Genomic DNA, 16,537 nt, shown 5'->3' with positions numbered 1-16,537 from the left:
TATGTTTAAAAAAGTAGAAAACAAGGCAAATTTTCCTAAAATAGAAGAAAAAATATTAAAATTTTGGAATGACAACAAGATCTTTGAAAAATCAATGGAACAAAGAGAAGGATGTGAAGAATTTACATTTTACGACGGACCACCTTTTGCAACAGGACTTCCTCATTTTGGACATTTTGTTCCAAACACAATAAAAGACATAATTCCAAGATATCAAACAATGAAAGGTAAATATGTTAAAAGAAATTTTGGGTGGGATACTCACGGACTACCTGTTGAATACGAAGTAGAAAAAAAATTGGGAATTTCTGGCAAATACGAAATAGAAAATTATGGCATTGAAAATTTTAACAAAGAATGCAAAAAAATAGTACTTAGATATACAGAAGAATGGAAAAATATAATCTTGAGGCTTGGAAGATGGGTAGATTTTGAAAAAGGCTACAAAACTATGGATATAAGCTTCATGGAATCTGTGTGGTGGGTATTTAAAAATCTTTATAACAAAGGGTTAATCTACGAAAGTTATTATGTACTCCCCTATTCTCCAAAGCTTGCAACTCCACTTTCAAACTTCGAAGTGAATCTTGGAGAATATAAAGAAGTAAATGACCCTTCATTAACAATAAAATTTAAAATAAAAGATAAAAACGAATACCTACTAGCATGGACAACCACCCCTTGGACATTGCCCTCAAACCTTGGAATTGCGGTAGGAAAAGAAATAGAGTATTCTAAAATTTTTGACAAAAAAAAAGAAGAGATTTTAATACTTGGATCAAAAAAGATTAATAGCTATTTTGATGATGAAAATGCATATACTATTATAGAAAAATTCAAAGGAAGCCAGCTTCAAGGCATAGAATATGAACCTATTTTTAACTACTTTTTAGAACAAAAAGATAAAGGGGCTTTCAAAGTCCACACGGCCGATTATATTACAACTGACGATGGAACAGGAATTGTTCATATTGCGCCCTTTGGAGAAGAAGACTACAGGGTACTTAAAAAACACACAAATGTCGATATAATAGATCCCTTAGATGCTGAATGTAAATTTACAAATAGGGTAAAAGATTTTAAAGGACTTTTTGTAAAAGATGCTGACAAAAAAATAATAGAAAACCTAAAATTACGCAATTTTTTATTCAAAAGAGAAAACTATCTTCACAGATATCCATTTTGTTACAGAACAAACTACCCGATTATTTATAGACCAATAAGCTCATGGTTTGTAAATGTAGAAAAAATAAAAACCCAACTCTTAGAAGTCAATGAAAAAATTAATTGGATGCCAGCTCATCTAAAAAAAGGAAGATTTGGAAAATGGCTAGAAAATGCAAAGGATTGGGCAATAAGCAGAAACAGATTTTGGGGAAATCCAATTCCAATTTGGATATGCTCAAAAACAGGAAAAAAAATTTGCGTTGGATCAAGAAAAGAGCTTGAGGAACTATCTGGTCAAAAAATCGAAGACTTACATAAAGACAAAATAGATAAAATAACCTGGCCAAGCAAAGACGGTGGCACATTTATCAGAACAAGCGAAGTTCTAGATTGCTGGTTTGAATCTGGAGCAATGCCTTACGCAAGCAATCATTATCCATTTGCAAATGAAAGTAATTTTAAAAACATATTTCCTGCCGACTTCATTGCAGAGGGCCTAGATCAAACAAGAGGATGGTTTTATACTCTTACAATCCTAGGAACTTCTCTTTTTGAAAACACAGCATTCAAAAACGTCATTGTAAATGGACTTGTGCTTTCAAGCGATGGAAGAAAAATGTCAAAATCCTTTAAAAATTATACAGATCCAATGGAAGTAATAAACACCTTCGGTGCAGATGCCTTAAGGCTTTATTTAATAATGAGCCCTGTAGTCAAAGCTGATGATTTAAAATATAGCGACAATGGAGTAAGAGATGTTCTTAAAAACATAATAATACCCATTTGGAACGCTTATTCCTTTTTTACAACTTATGCAATAATTGATAAATTTAAACCTACAAAAAATCTCAGTTTAGTCAAAAGTAATAACCTTGACAAATGGATCATAAGCGAACTTGAAAGCCTAAAAAAAATACTAAATAAAGAAATAGACAAATATAATTTAACAAAATCAATAGAATCTTTACTTGAATTTATAGATAAATTAAATAATTGGTATATAAGAAGATCTAGAAGAAGATTTTGGAAATCAGAAAATGATAAAGACAAAAATGATGCCTACGAAACATTATATTATGCAATCAAAACTTTAATGATTTTGCTTGCGCCCTTTATTCCATTTATAACAGAAGAGATTTATCAAAATTTAAAAACCGATGAAGACAAACAATCAATACACCTTAACGATTATCCAAAAGCAAATGAAAATTTCATCGACAAAACAATTGAAGAGAAAATAAATCTCGCAAGAAAAATAACTTCAATGGCAAGATCACTCAGATCATTGCACAATATAAAAATACGCATGCCTATTAGCACAATATACGTTGTCACAAAAAATCAAAATGAACAAAATATGCTAATAGAGATGCAAGAAATAATATTGGATGAAATAAATGTAAAAGAAATGAAAATAAAATCTAACGAAGAGGAGCTTATAACTTACAAAGCAAAAGCAAACTTTAAAGAACTTGGGAAAAAGCTTGGAAAAGATATGAAAACGGTATCTATTGAAATTAGCAAGCTAAAAAATGAAGACATAATAAAAATAATAAATGGAATATCTCATGAAATAAAAGTAGATAATGCAAAGTATTACTTATCATTAAATGATATAATATTAGAAAGAGACGAAAAAGATAACTTAAAAGTAATCAATGAAGAATCTATTACAATAGGAATAGATTCACTAATAACACAAGAATTATACTTAGAAGGACTTACAAGAGAATTTGTAAGACAAATACAAAATTTAAGAAAAGAAAAAAATTTTGATGTTAGTGATAGAATAAATTTATACATAGAAAATAATGCAACATTGGAAGAAATACTAAATAAATTTGAAAAATATATTAAAACTGAAACATTGGCCTTAAATATCATATTAAACAAAAGTAAACTAGAAAAAAAAATAAACCTAGACAATGACATATTTACAATAATAGGAATTGAAAAATGTTAAAAATATTAACAAAAATAATTGCCATTTCGTGCCTCATGGTAGGATGCACCAGTCTGTCTTACAGCCCTCCAAAACAAAATTTAAATTACTTAATGGAACTTTTGCCCGATGCGAATTTATATGCCCATGTAAATTTAATTAAAAACAGATCTATTTACAACTCTTTAAGTCCTAAATATAAATCCATTCTAGGGCTTATAAGCGATTTATACTTTAGCTATAAAAAAGAAAATAACGACTTTGCTCTACTAATAATGGGTAATTTCCCAAAAGATATTTTCTGGGGAATTCATAAAAATAGAAATATAGAATCAATAGGGAATATATTTACAAGTCCAAAATGGAAACTTAAAAATTTAAACATATATATTACCCCAAACAAAGCTAGAACCAGTATTACAATAAACCAAAAAGATAAAACCTTAAAAGAAAACAATATACTAACAACAAAATACATTAAGGAAGTAGAAAAAAATGAAATGTTTTTTTGGATTCAAGATTCAATATTGTTGCTTCCAAACCAAATAGCAAGTAGCAAAAACTTAATCCCTTTTAGCAGTGGAACTCTGTCCATAAACAGCCTAAATCAAAAAGAATATATTTTAAAATCTTTGCTCACAACAAATAACCCATCAATACTAAAAATATTGTCAAAAAAGCTAATTCCAACTATCTTAACAAGCACTACTAATCTCACAATATCAAGCCACATAAAGGCTACAATAAAAGACCAAAACACAGTAGAAATAGAATTTAATATTCAAAAATCTAGCGTTGAAAACTTTATAGCAAAACTAGCTTCAAATATTCAAACCTAAAAAAAATTTTTATCAACTCCTAAACAGAGTCATTATTTTGCTTTTTGCAGGTAAAATAATGATACAAAGCTCCAATTTTACCAGATTCATTATTAAATTTAGTAGGCTCAAGAGTTACAAGATTTTTTATATCATTATTATTAATAAAAGCCATTTCTAAAGACCATAAATTTTCCAATTTTTCATATATTCTATCTATTAAATCAGGCCTTGCACTTATTCCTCCTCCAATCAAAATTTTTTCAGGATTTAAAATAAAAGTTAAATTAAAAATACCAAATGATAAATTCTCAAAAAATCTGTCAACTTCATTTTTGGCATGAACATTTCCATTCTCAGCAAGATTAAAAACATACTCTCCTGAAATCTCTTTTAAAGGCTTCTCTAAGCGCATAGCAACTCTTTTCCTTAGAGCTAAAACAGAAGAAATGGCTTCCCATCTACAATTAAAAGGAATATTATTGCTAATGCCTCTAGTAATCATAAATCCAACCTCTCCGGACATAAAAGAATTCCCTCTTAAAAGTTTGCCATTTGTAAAAATTCCAGCACCAATTCCTGTACCAAGAGTTATAGCAATAAAATCATTAGAATCAATAGCATTGCCCTTAAATTTTTCTGCTAAGGCTACACAATTAGCATCATTTTCAATCTCTATACTTACTCCAGTTAAAAATTCTAACTTCTCTTTTAAAGGATAATTAACAAAGCCAGAAATAGCATTTACTCTAATTACATTCCCCTTAAGATCAACAAATCCAGGAATACAAATTGCAACCCCCGCTATATCATTTGATTTTTTGTAAGAATCAATAAGCTTAACTAAAATATTTAATTGTTCATCAGAAGTAGCACCTGTACTTATTTCATTTTTATCAAAAAAAACACCACTTGAATCTGCAAGCGAATATTTAGTACTAGTTCCACCAATATCAATTGCCAAATAACGTTTCATATTTATCCTCAAAGCCTAATTGTACATAAATGATCATAAATTTTCCATATCAATATAAGAAATTTTAGAAATCTTATTTATAACTATTTGTGCTTTAATCATCTCCTTCAAATAAGAAACATGGGAAATTATACCGATTTGTCGTCCGGTCATCATTTGAAACTTAGAAAGCTTAGGCATAACTTGAGCCAAAGTATCTTCATCAAGATTTCCAAACCCTTCATCTAGGAAAAAAGCTTCTATTTTTAACTCACTATCTCTTATTTTATCAGATAAAGCTAAAGACAAGGCTAAAGATACAAGAAATTTCTCGCCTCCAGATAAAGTTTTTACCGTTCTTATTTTATTAACATCTTTTTTGTCTTCAATTAAAAAATCAAACTCCTTGCTCTCTTTGTTAGTTTTAAGCTCAAAATCAGGAAAAATCCACCTTAAATACTTTTCATTTGCCAGCCTTAAAATATCATTAATTAAAAAAGTTTGAACATAATATTTCAATCCAGAAGATCTAATAACCACCTTCCTTAAAACATCTAGCTTATCTTTCCTTTCTTTGGCAAGATTTAATTCTCCTCTTAGTGCGTCTAAATTAATTTTTTGTTGATTAATCTTTTTTTTAAGAGCTTCAAAATTTAAAAGCTTTATTTTATACTTTTCGATATCTCTAGATAAAAATTCAAGCTTAGAGCTAATTGATAAACTTAATTTTTGTAAGAAATAAAGACTATTCTTATTAATTTGTTCCAAAACAGTTTCTGATTCAAAAGAAAATGAACTGAAAAAAACGTTTTTTAAATTTGAGACTATGTTAATAAAACTATTTTTCTCTTCGTTTAATCTCGCTTTTAAAGTCAATATAGATTCCTTTATAAATTTAATTTGGGTTTCAGTTTTAATTTTTAAATCTTCTAAATCTTTAAGATTTAAAACAAGCTCATTCCATTCATTTTCTATACTTTTCTGCCTAGCCAAAATAACATTAAATTCTCTTTCTAAAGAAGAATAGTCACTAAAACTTAAATTTAAATTAAGTTTTAATAATAAACTTTTAATCTTTAAAAGATTTTGATCAAACTTTTGATTTTTTAAGGAAATCTCAATTTTTAAATCTTTTTCCCTAACCTTAAATTGTTCAAGCTTTTCTAATTTATTTTCAAATGCTAAAATTTTTTCTCTGTCAGAATAATCTATGTATTTATCAAATAATTTTTTTCCAATCAATCTTAAAATTTCAGCATTATTCTTTTTAAATTCCAAAGCATTAATCTCTTGTTTAGAGATTTCTTCTTGTCTGCAAGATAGCTGATATTTAAGCTCATCAATTTGATTTTGTATTAAATGAAGTTTTGAATTTAAAATGTAAAGCTCTTTCAAACTACAAACCGACAATTTATCTTTATGCTGATAATTTTTATATTCAATCTCAATATATTTTAGTCTCTCTTTATCACTCTCAATAGAAAAATTTTTATCATCAAGATATTTTAACAACTCTTTATACAAATTAATCTTAATAATATTTTTTTCCTTATTGTTATTACAATCTTCTTTGTCAGTAGATTGTAATAACAATTCCAACCTATCTCTATATTTTGAAATAAGCTCATCGTTAAAAGTTTGGAATAATTTCAATGCTTCATAGTAAACATATTTATCAAAATCGAAATTAGATTTTTCAGAAGAAATACTTTTAATCTCATCATTTTTTTTACTTTGAGACTTCAATAATGATTTTTTTTTATTTTCAAGACTATTTTTCCTTAAAAGCAAACTTTGATAATCATTCTTAACAGATCTCAAATTTAAAATATTACAATTTTTATTATAAAGTTCTTTAATATAATTAAAATTAAAATTATTACTATCCAAATCTTTAATTTCTTTTAAATTGTTTATCACTTTTGAAAGCTCTAAATCAAGCAATTTGCTATCATTAAATAATTCGCCTTGCATAGCAATAAGATTTTTCAAATTCCAAAAATCTGAACACAAATAAATTTTTTGATCCAAGTCCAAATTTTCTTTTAATTTCTTTTGAAGAAAATAGTCCATCTCTAAAGAATCTTGATATTCAATCTGAGAAGATAATTGATCCTCTAAAGAAGACATTTCAATTTCTAAACCTAAATATCTCTCATTGGAAGCTATTGCCTGATTACACAAAGAAATAGCTCTTCTAATATTTTCAAGATCAATTTCTAATCGACCAATATCAACTAAATCTAAATAATCCTTAAGAGATTTATATTCCCTCTCATCATAATCAAGGATTGATTTTGCATAAGATTCAGAATTTAATAATCTATCTATACTAAACTTTGTAAGCTCAAAATCACTTTTTAAATAAAATTCCAAATTATCATATTTTTTTAAATTAAAAATATTATCAATTATTGCGGTTTTCTCTTTAGGAGTTGATGTTAAAAATTCTTGAAAATTACCTTGTGGTAAAATTACAGTTTGGCAAAACTGATTAAAGTCTAATCGACAAAGACTTTTAATATGCTCTAAAACATCAGTTCGACCCTCAATAATCCTATCATCAAAAAAACAACTAAGCAACATATTCTTAGGAGTCTCTATATTTTTTACATTAAGCTCAATAAAAGATTCATAAATCTTACCAGAAATAGTAAATGTTAATTTAACATAAGCACTAGTCTCCCCTTTTGATATAATATCTACAATTTTTTTTCCAAGCCTATAAACACGAGCATATAGCGCCAAAGTTATGCAATCTAAAATAGTACTTTTGCCTGATCCAGTATTACCAGAAATTAAAAAAATACCTGATTGCCTTAAAAGAAGAGTATCGAAATTTAACTCATGCTCACCTTTATAAGAAGCAATATTTCTAAATATGAGCTTATTTATCCTCATATTCGCCTAAATATCCTTTAGCTAAAACCTCGTTAAAAAGAGAAATAAGCTCTTCTTCCTTAAATTTAATATCCTTAATAACACCATTCTCAAAATCTCGTCTCAATTTTTTTTCAAAAAAATATTTTTCATCCATTTCAAGCACTTCGAGTTCTCCAATAAAGCTGGAATCGTCTTGTAAATCCTGACTTGAGGGTAAAGAATAGGAAATAGAAACTAAATTTATAAAATTAAGCTTTGCTAGATCATAAATAGTCTCCTCAGCACTAGTATCAACCGCCTCATTAAGTTCGATTTTCAAATAAATAGTAAAAGACTCTTCTTTTTTAAAATTATTAAAAAAGTCAAGAACTTCATTCAAAGAACCTTTAACAAAGATTAATTTATTGAAAATCGGCACAGGAAATGCTTCTTGCAAGATTAATTTATTGTGATTAAAATGCAAAACATTTATATATTTATCATGAGTCTCATTAAATGAATATTGCATAGGAGATCCTGAATAAACAATATTATCCTTTAGTTTCATGAATTTATGAATATGCCCAAGAGCAACATAAGAAAAACCATTTCCAAAAACATTAAAAGGAATAATATAACTACCCCCCAAAGTATCAATCTTTTTACTGCTGCCAAAAAAAGAATGCGCCATTAATATTTTAGGAATTCTTTTATACTTGTTTTCTAAAAAATTAGATAAACTTGATATCTTTTCTCTGTAAGCATTTTCTAAATTTTCAAGAAATAGTTTACTGGAAGACGGATCTTCTAATCCAAAAATATTGTCAAAATTTTGCCCCAAAATAAGCCTTTCATTTATGTGTGGAAGGCAAACAACAATAAACTTAAGATTTTCATTATCTTTTAAGAAAACTATTTGCTCATCAGAATCATATTCTGTTATTAAAAAAAAATTAAAACGTGAGAGAAGTTTTTTATTAATACTTAAATAATCTTTTTTGTCATGATTTCCAGAAATAACCACACACCATTTACAAGGAGTAAAAGAAAGCTCGTAAAAAAAATTATTCACCAATTTTTGCTCTTCAAATCCGGGCCTCTTGGAATCATAAACATCTCCAGCAACAAGTAAAAGATCTATCTTTTCTTTTTTAATAAATTCTAAAAGGAAAGAGAGAAATTTTTTTTGTTCCTTAAGTATTGAAAAATTTTCAATTTTTTTTCCAATATGCCAATCTGAAGTATGCAGAATTTTATAATTGCTCACAAAATACTCTCACTTTTTTTAATTCTTAAATTATGTTTATATATTATAATACAATATATAAACATAAGGAATTTATGCAAAATAAAAAATTGATAATAGTTGAATCACCAACAAAAGCTAAAACAATAAAAAAGTTTCTTGATGACTCGTTCTTAGTAGAAGCATGCATTGGACATATAGTAGATCTGCCAAACAATGCAAAAGAAGTTCCCAAAGAATATAAAAAATACGAATGGGCAAATATTTCTATAGATTATAACAATGGATTTAATCCAATTTACATTATTCCTAGCAATAAAAAACCAATTGTATCAAAACTAAAAAAATTGGTAAAAACAATCAATGAAATATATCTTGCAACCGACCAAGACAGAGAAGGAGAAACCATAGCATTTCACTTAAAAGAAGTATTAAAAATTAAAAATTATAAACGGATGATATTTCACGAAATCACAGAAACTGCAATAACCGAATCACTAAAAAATACTAGAAATATAGATATAAACCTTGTTAATGCTGGTGAAACTCGAAGAATATTAGACCGACTATACGGATATACCATCTCTCCGTTACTTTGGAAAAAAGTAGCTTATGGACTTTCTGCTGGGCGAGTACAATCTGTTGGATTAAAATTGTTAATAGAAAAAGAAAAAACTAGAATAAATTTTAAAAAGGCCAATTATTATTCAATTTCACTTCAATGTAAACACGAAAAAAAAGACTTACTACTTGAAACAAAATTAGAAGAAATTGACGATAAGAATATAGCAGAGAGTAAAGACTTTATAAACGAAACTGGAAAACTTAAAAATAGCGATAAGGCAATAATAATAACCCAAGATTTAATGATCGAGCTTGAAAAAGAATTGAAAAATGGACAAAAAATTGAATTAATTTCAATAGAAACTAAAAAAATAAAAATATCTCCTCCAAAGCCATTTACTACATCCACACTTCAGCAAGAAATAAATAAGCGCCTTAAAATTGGAACAAAGCAGATTATGCAACACGCTCAAAAACTTTACGAACACGGATACATTACCTATATGAGAACAGACTCTCATAATATTGCTAAAATTGCAAGAGACAAAATAATAAAAATAATAAAAAACAAATACGGAAAAGAATATGTAGAGGGAAAAGATAGAATTTATGAAAAAGAAAAAATGACTCAAAATGCACATGAGGCAATAAGGCCTTCTGAAATGTTTATTCCAAACGAAAACATAGAAATAGAAGGGAAAACCGCTAAAGAAATTTACAAAATAATATGGGATAGAACCATTATTTCTGGAATGAAAGATGCAATAAAAGAAAATATAAAACTGACTTTTAAGTATAAAAACTTAATTTTCAAATCAAGTTTTACAAAAGTAATTTTTGATGGATTTCTTAAACATACTAAAGAAAAAGATGAATATCCTAACATAAATTTTGACTTAATGAAAAAGGGAGATATATTTTATATAGTTAAAATGAAAACAAGCGAGCACGAAACAAAAGCTCCATTTAGATATACAGAAGCATCTCTTGTACAAAAAATGGAAAAAGAAGGAATAGGTCGTCCTTCAACCTATTCTACAATTATATCAACACTTTTGGAAAGAGAATATGCATTCAAACTCAACAACACATTAATACCAACCGTAAAAGGGGCTGCTGTAATAAATCTTCTTGAGAAATATTTCCCAGTACTAATTGAGCTAAATTTCACCTCTAATATGGAAGAAAAATTAGATAAAATAGCAATAGGAAAGCTAGATAAAATAAAATATCTAAGCAAATTCTATAATGGAAAAAAAGGGCTAAAAGATACAGTAATGCAACTAGAGCCTAAAATTAATTCCTCTGAATTTAGAACTGTTATTCAAAGTCAAAACGTAGAAAATAAAGATAATAACATTAATTATACAATAAACATTGGAAAATATGGGCCTTATTTAATATTCAAAGGACATAATTACTCAATCAACACAACAACTCCATTAGAAAATTTGTACAAAAAAGATGAAATAGAAAAAATAATAAATGAAAAAGAACTAAAACCAAATATACTTGGTGTTGATCCTTTAACAGGACTTAATGTAATCTTCAAAAATACAATTTATGGAAACATTGTACAACTTGGAGAAGATACTTATGCTCCTCAAGAATATACAAAAAAGGGAAAACCTAAAAAATTAAAAATAATAAAAGCAAAAAAAGCATCAACTAAAAAAATTGATCCTGAAAACATAACATTAGAGCTTGCTTTAAAATTGCTCTCACTACCAAAACCAATCGGCAAGCATCCTCAAAGTAATGAACAAATCATTGCTGCAACTGGCGTTTTTGGAGATTATATTAAAACTGAAAGCGGAAGTATTGCTTGCTCGCTAAAAAAAGATGTAAAAGCATATGACATAACACTAGACAGGGCTATCAGCTTACTCAACGAAAGAGTTAATAAAGTCGGCATAATCGTTAAAACGATCACATTTTCTAAAAACAAAATTGGCAACAAAATATATATTTACAAAAAAAACGACAAATTTTATGCTAAAATTAAGAGAAAGAAAATTGATTTACCTGATAACATTAATCTTGACGAAATAAATGAGAAGTATGTATTCAGTTTGTTATAAATATGAATGATTTCAAACTCCCAATTTATAAATACAAAGATGAATTAATTAAAGTATTAAAAAAAAATAATGTTTTAATTATTGAAAGTCCAACAGGCAGTGGAAAAACCACTCAACTGCCAAGAATAATATATGAAGCGGGTTTTGCAAAATTAGGAAAAATTGGAGTAACTCAACCAAGAAGAATAGCCACAATATCAATAGCTGAATATATTGCCAAGCATATTGGTGTAAACCTTGGAGAAGAAGTTGGTTACAAAATAAGGTTTGAAGAAATTACAAGTCCAAAAACCAAAATCAAATTAATGACTGATGGAGTGTTACTGCAAGAGTTAAAAAAAGATACATTGCTTTATGAATATGACGTAATCATAATAGACGAAGCACACGAACGAAGTTTAAACATCGATTTTATATTAGGTCTTATTAAAGACATTTCAAGAAAAAGAGACGATTTTAAAATCATCATTTCATCTGCTACAATAAACACAAAAATATTTTCAAAATATTTCAACAATGCACCAGTTGTTAGCATTGAAACTATTGCGTACCCAGTACAAATAATATACAATCCTCCTCTTTTAAACACATCAAAAGGAATGATATTAAAAATAAAAGAAATTGTCTCAAACGTAATAAAAGAAAAAAAACCAGGAGATATTCTTATATTTTTATCTGGAGAGAAAGAAATAAAAGAAACTATAAAAGAACTACAAGAATTAAACTCAAAAAAAAAATTAATAATATGCCCTTTATACGGTCGAATGCCTAAAGAAGCTCAAGAGCAAATATTTGTAGCTACTCCTAAAAATAAAAGAAAAATAATAGTGTCAACAAACATTGCAGAAACTTCAATCACAATTGAAAATATTAAAATAGTAATCGATAGCGGAAAAGTTAAAACAAATAAATTCCAAACAAAAACTCATACCTATTCGCTTCAAGAAGTTCCAATTTCAAAATCATCAGCAACTCAAAGAGCCGGTCGAGCAGGAAGACTTTCAAAAGGAACTTGCTACAGACTTTATAAAAGAGAAGATTATCAACTAAGAGAAGATTATCAAAAAGAAGAAATATATAGAACAGACCTATCTGAGGTAATACTAAGAATGGCAGATATTGGAATCAGAGATTTTACTCACTTTGATTTTATATCAAAACCATCAAAGCATTCGATTCAAACCGCAAGCAAAATATTGAAATCTCTAGATGCCATAAACAATAAAAACGAACTTACAGAAATTGGAAAATATATGATACTATTCCCATTAGTGCCAGCACATTCAAGAGCATTAGTTGAAGCAATGATAAATTACCCACAGGCAATCTATCAAACTACAATAGGTCTGTCATTTTTGTCTACAAGTGGTATTTTTTTACTACCCCAAAATGAAGAGATGGAAGCCAGACAAGCTCACTTAAAATATAAAAATCCAATGGGAGATTTAATTGGGTTTATTAATATCTTTGAAGATTTTAAAAAAGCTGCAAATAAAGAGGCTTTCACCAAGGAAAATTATTTAGATCTAAAAGGACTTGAAGAAATAGTAAATGTGCAAATGCAACTTGAAAACATTGTTAGCAAATTAAATATACCAATAATACAAAAAGGTGCTCTTGATAACGAAGGATATTTAAAATCAATAATGCGGGGAATGAGAGATTATATTTGCTTTAAAACTTCAAAAAAGAAATATAAAACCATCAAAGCCCAAAACGTAATAATTCATCCCGGATCACTTATTAGTACCGATTCTGTTAAATATTTTGTTGCAGGAGAAATTATAGAAACTACAAAAATGTATGCAAGATCCATTGGCGTCTTAAAAAAAGAATGGATTGATGATCTTAGCCTTAATGAAGAGTTTCAACATAAAACCATGCACGACAACAAAGAGAGCCAAATAACAAATGCCAAACAAACAAAAATTATCAATGAAATCAAAATAGGGAAAAAAATTTTCAAAGCAGAGTTCAAAAATAACATCTATGTAATAAAAATTAGCCTAGAAGCACTAAAAGAAATGATTTCAAAAAACGAATTAAATACTCAAAATAATGAAGATTTGAAAAAAATTAAAATACAATTGATACATAAAAATGTAACAGTTTTCAGTAATAAAAAATTTTTAGAAACTATAGAAATAATAAAAGGCATGGGAAAAAATTGGCATTGTATAAAAAAATATGAAACAAACGATGTAAGCATTGACGAACCTGAAAAGATGAAAAATCTTTTAGAGAGCACAATGCAGTTTATAAGCTCTCCCTCAAAAAAAGTTGCTCTTTTTTTATCATTGGAAACAGATCACTTGGGAAATTTTAGACTAAAGCCCAAACAAAATTTTATAATGGCAATAGAAGAATCTATGGAAAGCATAAAAAGTCTGATAGAAAACGAAGAATACATACAAAAGCTACATTTTATAAAGAAATTAATAAATAAAGTTTACAAAAAATTAAATTACTTTTTTTAAAACCTAGCCCTTGAAAGTCTTATTATAATAGAAAAGATAATAATCAAATATTATTAAAAGTTAGCAGTAATGCTAATAATAATTTTAAATTATTTTCATTATTCTCAAAACAAAGTTTATAATAAATTATGGAATGGCTATCCTTTTTTTATGTTTTATTATTTTTAGTAATTGCTCCTTTTGAATTACATAGTAATAATAAGGAAAATACGGAAAATTTATTAAAGCTATATATGCTTTATGATTTAACTAACAACTTGTCAAAAGAATTAGAAATAATAAATAAAATTAAAAATTTTGACTTAGAACAATATTACCTGCTAATTACAAAATACTACCTAAAAATAAAAAAATATAAAGAAGCTAATAATTTTTTAAACAAAATAAACAAAAAAAAGATTAAAAATCAAAAAATAAAAAACGAAATCATTTCACTAAAATTAAGAATAAATGAAGATAATATTAATGAAGAAGAAATTAAAAAAATTTTAAATAATGAAAAAAATATAGATGTAAAAATAATTTATCAAATATTTAGTCTTATAAAATTTAAAAATAAAAAATTAGCAACAGAAATCAAAAACCTAATACTAAAAAACTATCCCAAAAGTATTTATTCTTATAAAATAAAAAGAAATGAATAAAAAAATATTAATACTGCCAATATTAATTTTAAGTATTTTGTCAGGACTAATGTTGTCCCCATCAATCACTAAAAAAGCCAAATACAAAATTATTAGGGGTTATTTCATAAATAGCAATTATGTTCTAGTGAAGATTGAAAATAAAGATCTTAAATTCACTATATCAAAACCTATTTACGACAAAAAGCTAAATAATTACTACTTTAAAGGCCAGACAACAAGCAGCTTCTTAATTTCCAACAATGTTGACATTGCTATTAACACAAGTCCATACGAAGTTAAACAAAACATGTTTGTCCCAAAAGGACTATACATATATAATAACAAAATGATTTCAAAACAAATAACTAACTATGGAGAGATTGTAATAAAACACAATAAAATTATATTAAATCCCAAAAAAGATGAAATAAAAACCTCCGATTACGGATTTAGCGGATTTTTTGTTTTAATTAACAATGGAAATTATAAAAAAAACTTCAAAGAAACAAGACATCCAAGAACAATAATAGGAACTGATAAAAATAACAAGTATTTATTTCTTGCTACAATAGAAGGAAGGGGCGTCAACAATAGCAAAGGAGCTTCTCTTAATGAGGCTATTGATTTTGCATTAAGCCATGGCATGACTAACGCCATTAATCTAGATGGAGGGGGCTCAAGCACTCTTGTTGTAAAATCAAATAACACTCCTCACAAATTAAACTTCACTGCAAACATCTTTGGACAGGAAAGATATGTCCCATTTCATTTAGGAATAAAACTTCCTAATTAGAAAATCTCCAACCAATATTAAATCCAAGCATAATCTCAGTTGTTAACCCAGAAAAATTTTTATAATTAGAAAATGGAGAAATAGAAAGCATAAACAAAGGCCTAATATACAAACCCTCAAAATCAGGGATAAAAAGATCGGCAGCAAGTCCCATGCTTAAAAAAAAGAGATTGTAGTTATTAGAACTCAAATCAAAGGTATATTTAAACCCAATTAATGGAAAAAGTATTCTAACCTGTTCTTTAAAAATCATTGGATATGTTCCATAAAGCCCAAACGAGAAATATCTTCCATTATTAGTAGTAACAAAAGCCTCTTTATAAGACATTTCAAAAAGAACATAATTTGCATCAAAAAATAAATTAAAATTAATCCCATGATCTGACCTAGTAAAATTTGGAGCAAATTTAGTGGAGCTTGTTTTATCAGTATAATTAGTAAATTGATAAGAAAAACCTCCGCCAAAAGAAAGTGGATAAGAAACAATAAAATTATTAGAAGATATGAGAAATAAAATAAAAAAAAGATATTTCTTCATTAACAATCCTTAAAAATTCTAAAAAATACTATATTATTATAGTAGTACACTAAAGTAGTATATAAAAAATCAAGGAAATTATGAATACAAAAACATTATATTTAATAGCCTTAATTCTTTTAGCTTGCAATAAAAATAATAAAATTCCTCTCATTCAAAAATTAAACTTGCCAAAAAGTAGCATCCTTGGCTTTAGCAATAAAACGGGCATAATAATAAAAGATTATGCTTTTCTTAGTAAAAGCACTAAGAAAAATAGCGAATTAGATTACGATTACGCAATTCTACTTAGAAAAGATGAAGTCGTAAAAATTGAAAAAACACTAGAAAAAACAGAACGCTATGGAATTGAAGGGAACTGGATCCAAGTAAATTACAAGGGAACTAAAAGCTACATCTTTAGCAAAGACATAAATATAGTCAACAATCTAATAATTGAACATTCTAAATAGCTCCACTACATAACTA

At 27.2% G+C, this 16,537-nt stretch carries 11 protein-coding genes; 7 read left to right on the top strand and 4 right to left on the bottom strand.

Translation table 11 applies throughout. The features are described from left to right. Window position 1: 1 nt before the first annotated feature. Window positions 2-3,130, top strand: a complete 3,129-nt coding sequence (gene ileS, locus BG_RS04180) for an isoleucine--tRNA ligase (protein WP_011194124.1) — start codon at window positions 2-4, stop codon at window positions 3,128-3,130. Further along, window positions 3,124-3,948, top strand: a complete 825-nt coding sequence (locus tag BG_RS04175) for a hypothetical protein (protein WP_011194123.1) — start codon at window positions 3,124-3,126, stop codon at window positions 3,946-3,948. The genes ileS and BG_RS04175 overlap by 7 nt, the downstream gene beginning before the upstream one ends. Window positions 3,949-3,967: 19 nt before the next feature. Here BG_RS04175 and BG_RS04170 read toward each other — a convergent pair whose 3' ends face one another. From BG_RS04170 to BG_RS04160, 3 genes are read right to left on the bottom strand one after another with little or no spacing between them, the layout of a single operon-like run. Continuing rightward, window positions 3,968-4,903, bottom strand: coding sequence for an ROK family protein (locus BG_RS04170; RefSeq protein WP_011194122.1), 936 nt, complete (start codon window positions 4,901-4,903; stop codon window positions 3,968-3,970). Between the two features lie 33 nt (window positions 4,904-4,936). After that, window positions 4,937-7,783 (bottom strand): AAA family ATPase, encoded by a 2,847-nt coding sequence (locus tag BG_RS04165; RefSeq protein WP_011194121.1) that lies wholly within the window; start codon window positions 7,781-7,783, stop codon window positions 4,937-4,939. Then, window positions 7,770-9,011, bottom strand: coding sequence for an exonuclease SbcCD subunit D (locus tag BG_RS04160; protein WP_011194120.1), 1,242 nt, complete (start codon window positions 9,009-9,011; stop codon window positions 7,770-7,772). Before BG_RS04160 ends, BG_RS04165 begins: the two co-directional genes overlap by 14 nt. A gap of 74 nt (window positions 9,012-9,085) precedes the next feature. On the opposite strand from BG_RS04160, the gene topA reads away from it, so the two are divergent. The 4 genes from topA (at window position 9,086) to BG_RS04140 (ending at window position 15,531) form a co-directional block, all read left to right on the top strand. Further along, window positions 9,086-11,635: a type I DNA topoisomerase gene (topA, locus tag BG_RS04155; RefSeq protein WP_011194119.1), complete on the top strand. Its 2,550-nt coding sequence runs from the start codon at window positions 9,086-9,088 to the stop codon at window positions 11,633-11,635. 2 nt (window positions 11,636-11,637) lie between these two features. Further along, complete coding sequence (locus BG_RS04150; RefSeq protein WP_011194118.1) at window positions 11,638-14,112, top strand: ATP-dependent RNA helicase; 2,475 nt, start codon at window positions 11,638-11,640, stop codon at window positions 14,110-14,112. Window positions 14,113-14,240: 128 nt separating this feature from the next. Then, the gene (locus BG_RS04145; RefSeq protein ID WP_044007941.1) at window positions 14,241-14,756 is read left to right on the top strand and encodes a hypothetical protein; all 516 of its coding nucleotides are present in this window, start codon (window positions 14,241-14,243) and stop codon (window positions 14,754-14,756) included. Further along, window positions 14,749-15,531 (top strand): phosphodiester glycosidase family protein, encoded by a 783-nt coding sequence (locus BG_RS04140; protein ID WP_044007940.1) that lies wholly within the window; start codon window positions 14,749-14,751, stop codon window positions 15,529-15,531. Before BG_RS04145 ends, BG_RS04140 begins: the two co-directional genes overlap by 8 nt. Here BG_RS04140 and BG_RS04135 read toward each other — a convergent pair. Then, the gene (locus BG_RS04135) at window positions 15,524-16,069 is read right to left on the bottom strand and encodes a hypothetical protein (protein ID WP_011194114.1); all 546 of its coding nucleotides are present in this window, start codon (window positions 16,067-16,069) and stop codon (window positions 15,524-15,526) included. The genes BG_RS04140 and BG_RS04135 overlap by 8 nt on opposite strands. 80 nt (window positions 16,070-16,149) lie before the next feature. Here BG_RS04135 and BG_RS04130 point away from each other — a divergent pair, with 80 nt between their 5' ends. Then, on the top strand, window positions 16,150-16,521 hold the full coding sequence (locus BG_RS04130; protein ID WP_011194113.1) for a hypothetical protein: 372 nt from the start codon (window positions 16,150-16,152) through the stop codon (window positions 16,519-16,521). The last annotated feature ends 16 nt before the right edge of the window (window positions 16,522-16,537 follow it).

The sequence above is a fragment of the Borreliella bavariensis PBi genome (assembly GCF_000196215.1).
GTDB classification, from domain to species: domain Bacteria; phylum Spirochaetota; class Spirochaetia; order Borreliales; family Borreliaceae; genus Borreliella; species Borreliella garinii.
This window is presented reverse-complemented; position numbering and strand designations above follow the sequence as displayed.

What these genes read in the sequence shown, in the direction of transcription:
- BG_RS04170 (WP_011194122.1), bottom strand. Translation starts at nt 4,903, where the DNA reads ATGAAACGTTATTTGGCAATTGATATTGGTGGAACTAGTACTAAATAT.
- BG_RS04175 (WP_011194123.1), top strand. Translation starts at nt 3,124, where the DNA reads ATGTTAAAAATATTAACAAAAATAATTGCCATTTCGTGCCTCATGGTA.
- BG_RS04135 (WP_011194114.1), bottom strand. Translation starts at nt 16,069, where the DNA reads ATGAAGAAATATCTTTTTTTTATTTTATTTCTCATATCTTCTAATAAT.
- topA (WP_011194119.1), top strand. Translation starts at nt 9,086, where the DNA reads ATGCAAAATAAAAAATTGATAATAGTTGAATCACCAACAAAAGCTAAA.
- BG_RS04165 (WP_011194121.1), bottom strand. Translation starts at nt 7,783, where the DNA reads ATGAGGATAAATAAGCTCATATTTAGAAATATTGCTTCTTATAAAGGT.
- ileS (WP_011194124.1), top strand. Translation starts at nt 2, where the DNA reads ATGTTTAAAAAAGTAGAAAACAAGGCAAATTTTCCTAAAATAGAAGAA.
- BG_RS04130 (WP_011194113.1), top strand. Translation starts at nt 16,150, where the DNA reads ATGAATACAAAAACATTATATTTAATAGCCTTAATTCTTTTAGCTTGC.
- BG_RS04145 (WP_044007941.1), top strand. Translation starts at nt 14,241, where the DNA reads ATGGAATGGCTATCCTTTTTTTATGTTTTATTATTTTTAGTAATTGCT.
- BG_RS04140 (WP_044007940.1), top strand. Translation starts at nt 14,749, where the DNA reads ATGAATAAAAAAATATTAATACTGCCAATATTAATTTTAAGTATTTTG.
- BG_RS04150 (WP_011194118.1), top strand. Translation starts at nt 11,638, where the DNA reads ATGAATGATTTCAAACTCCCAATTTATAAATACAAAGATGAATTAATT.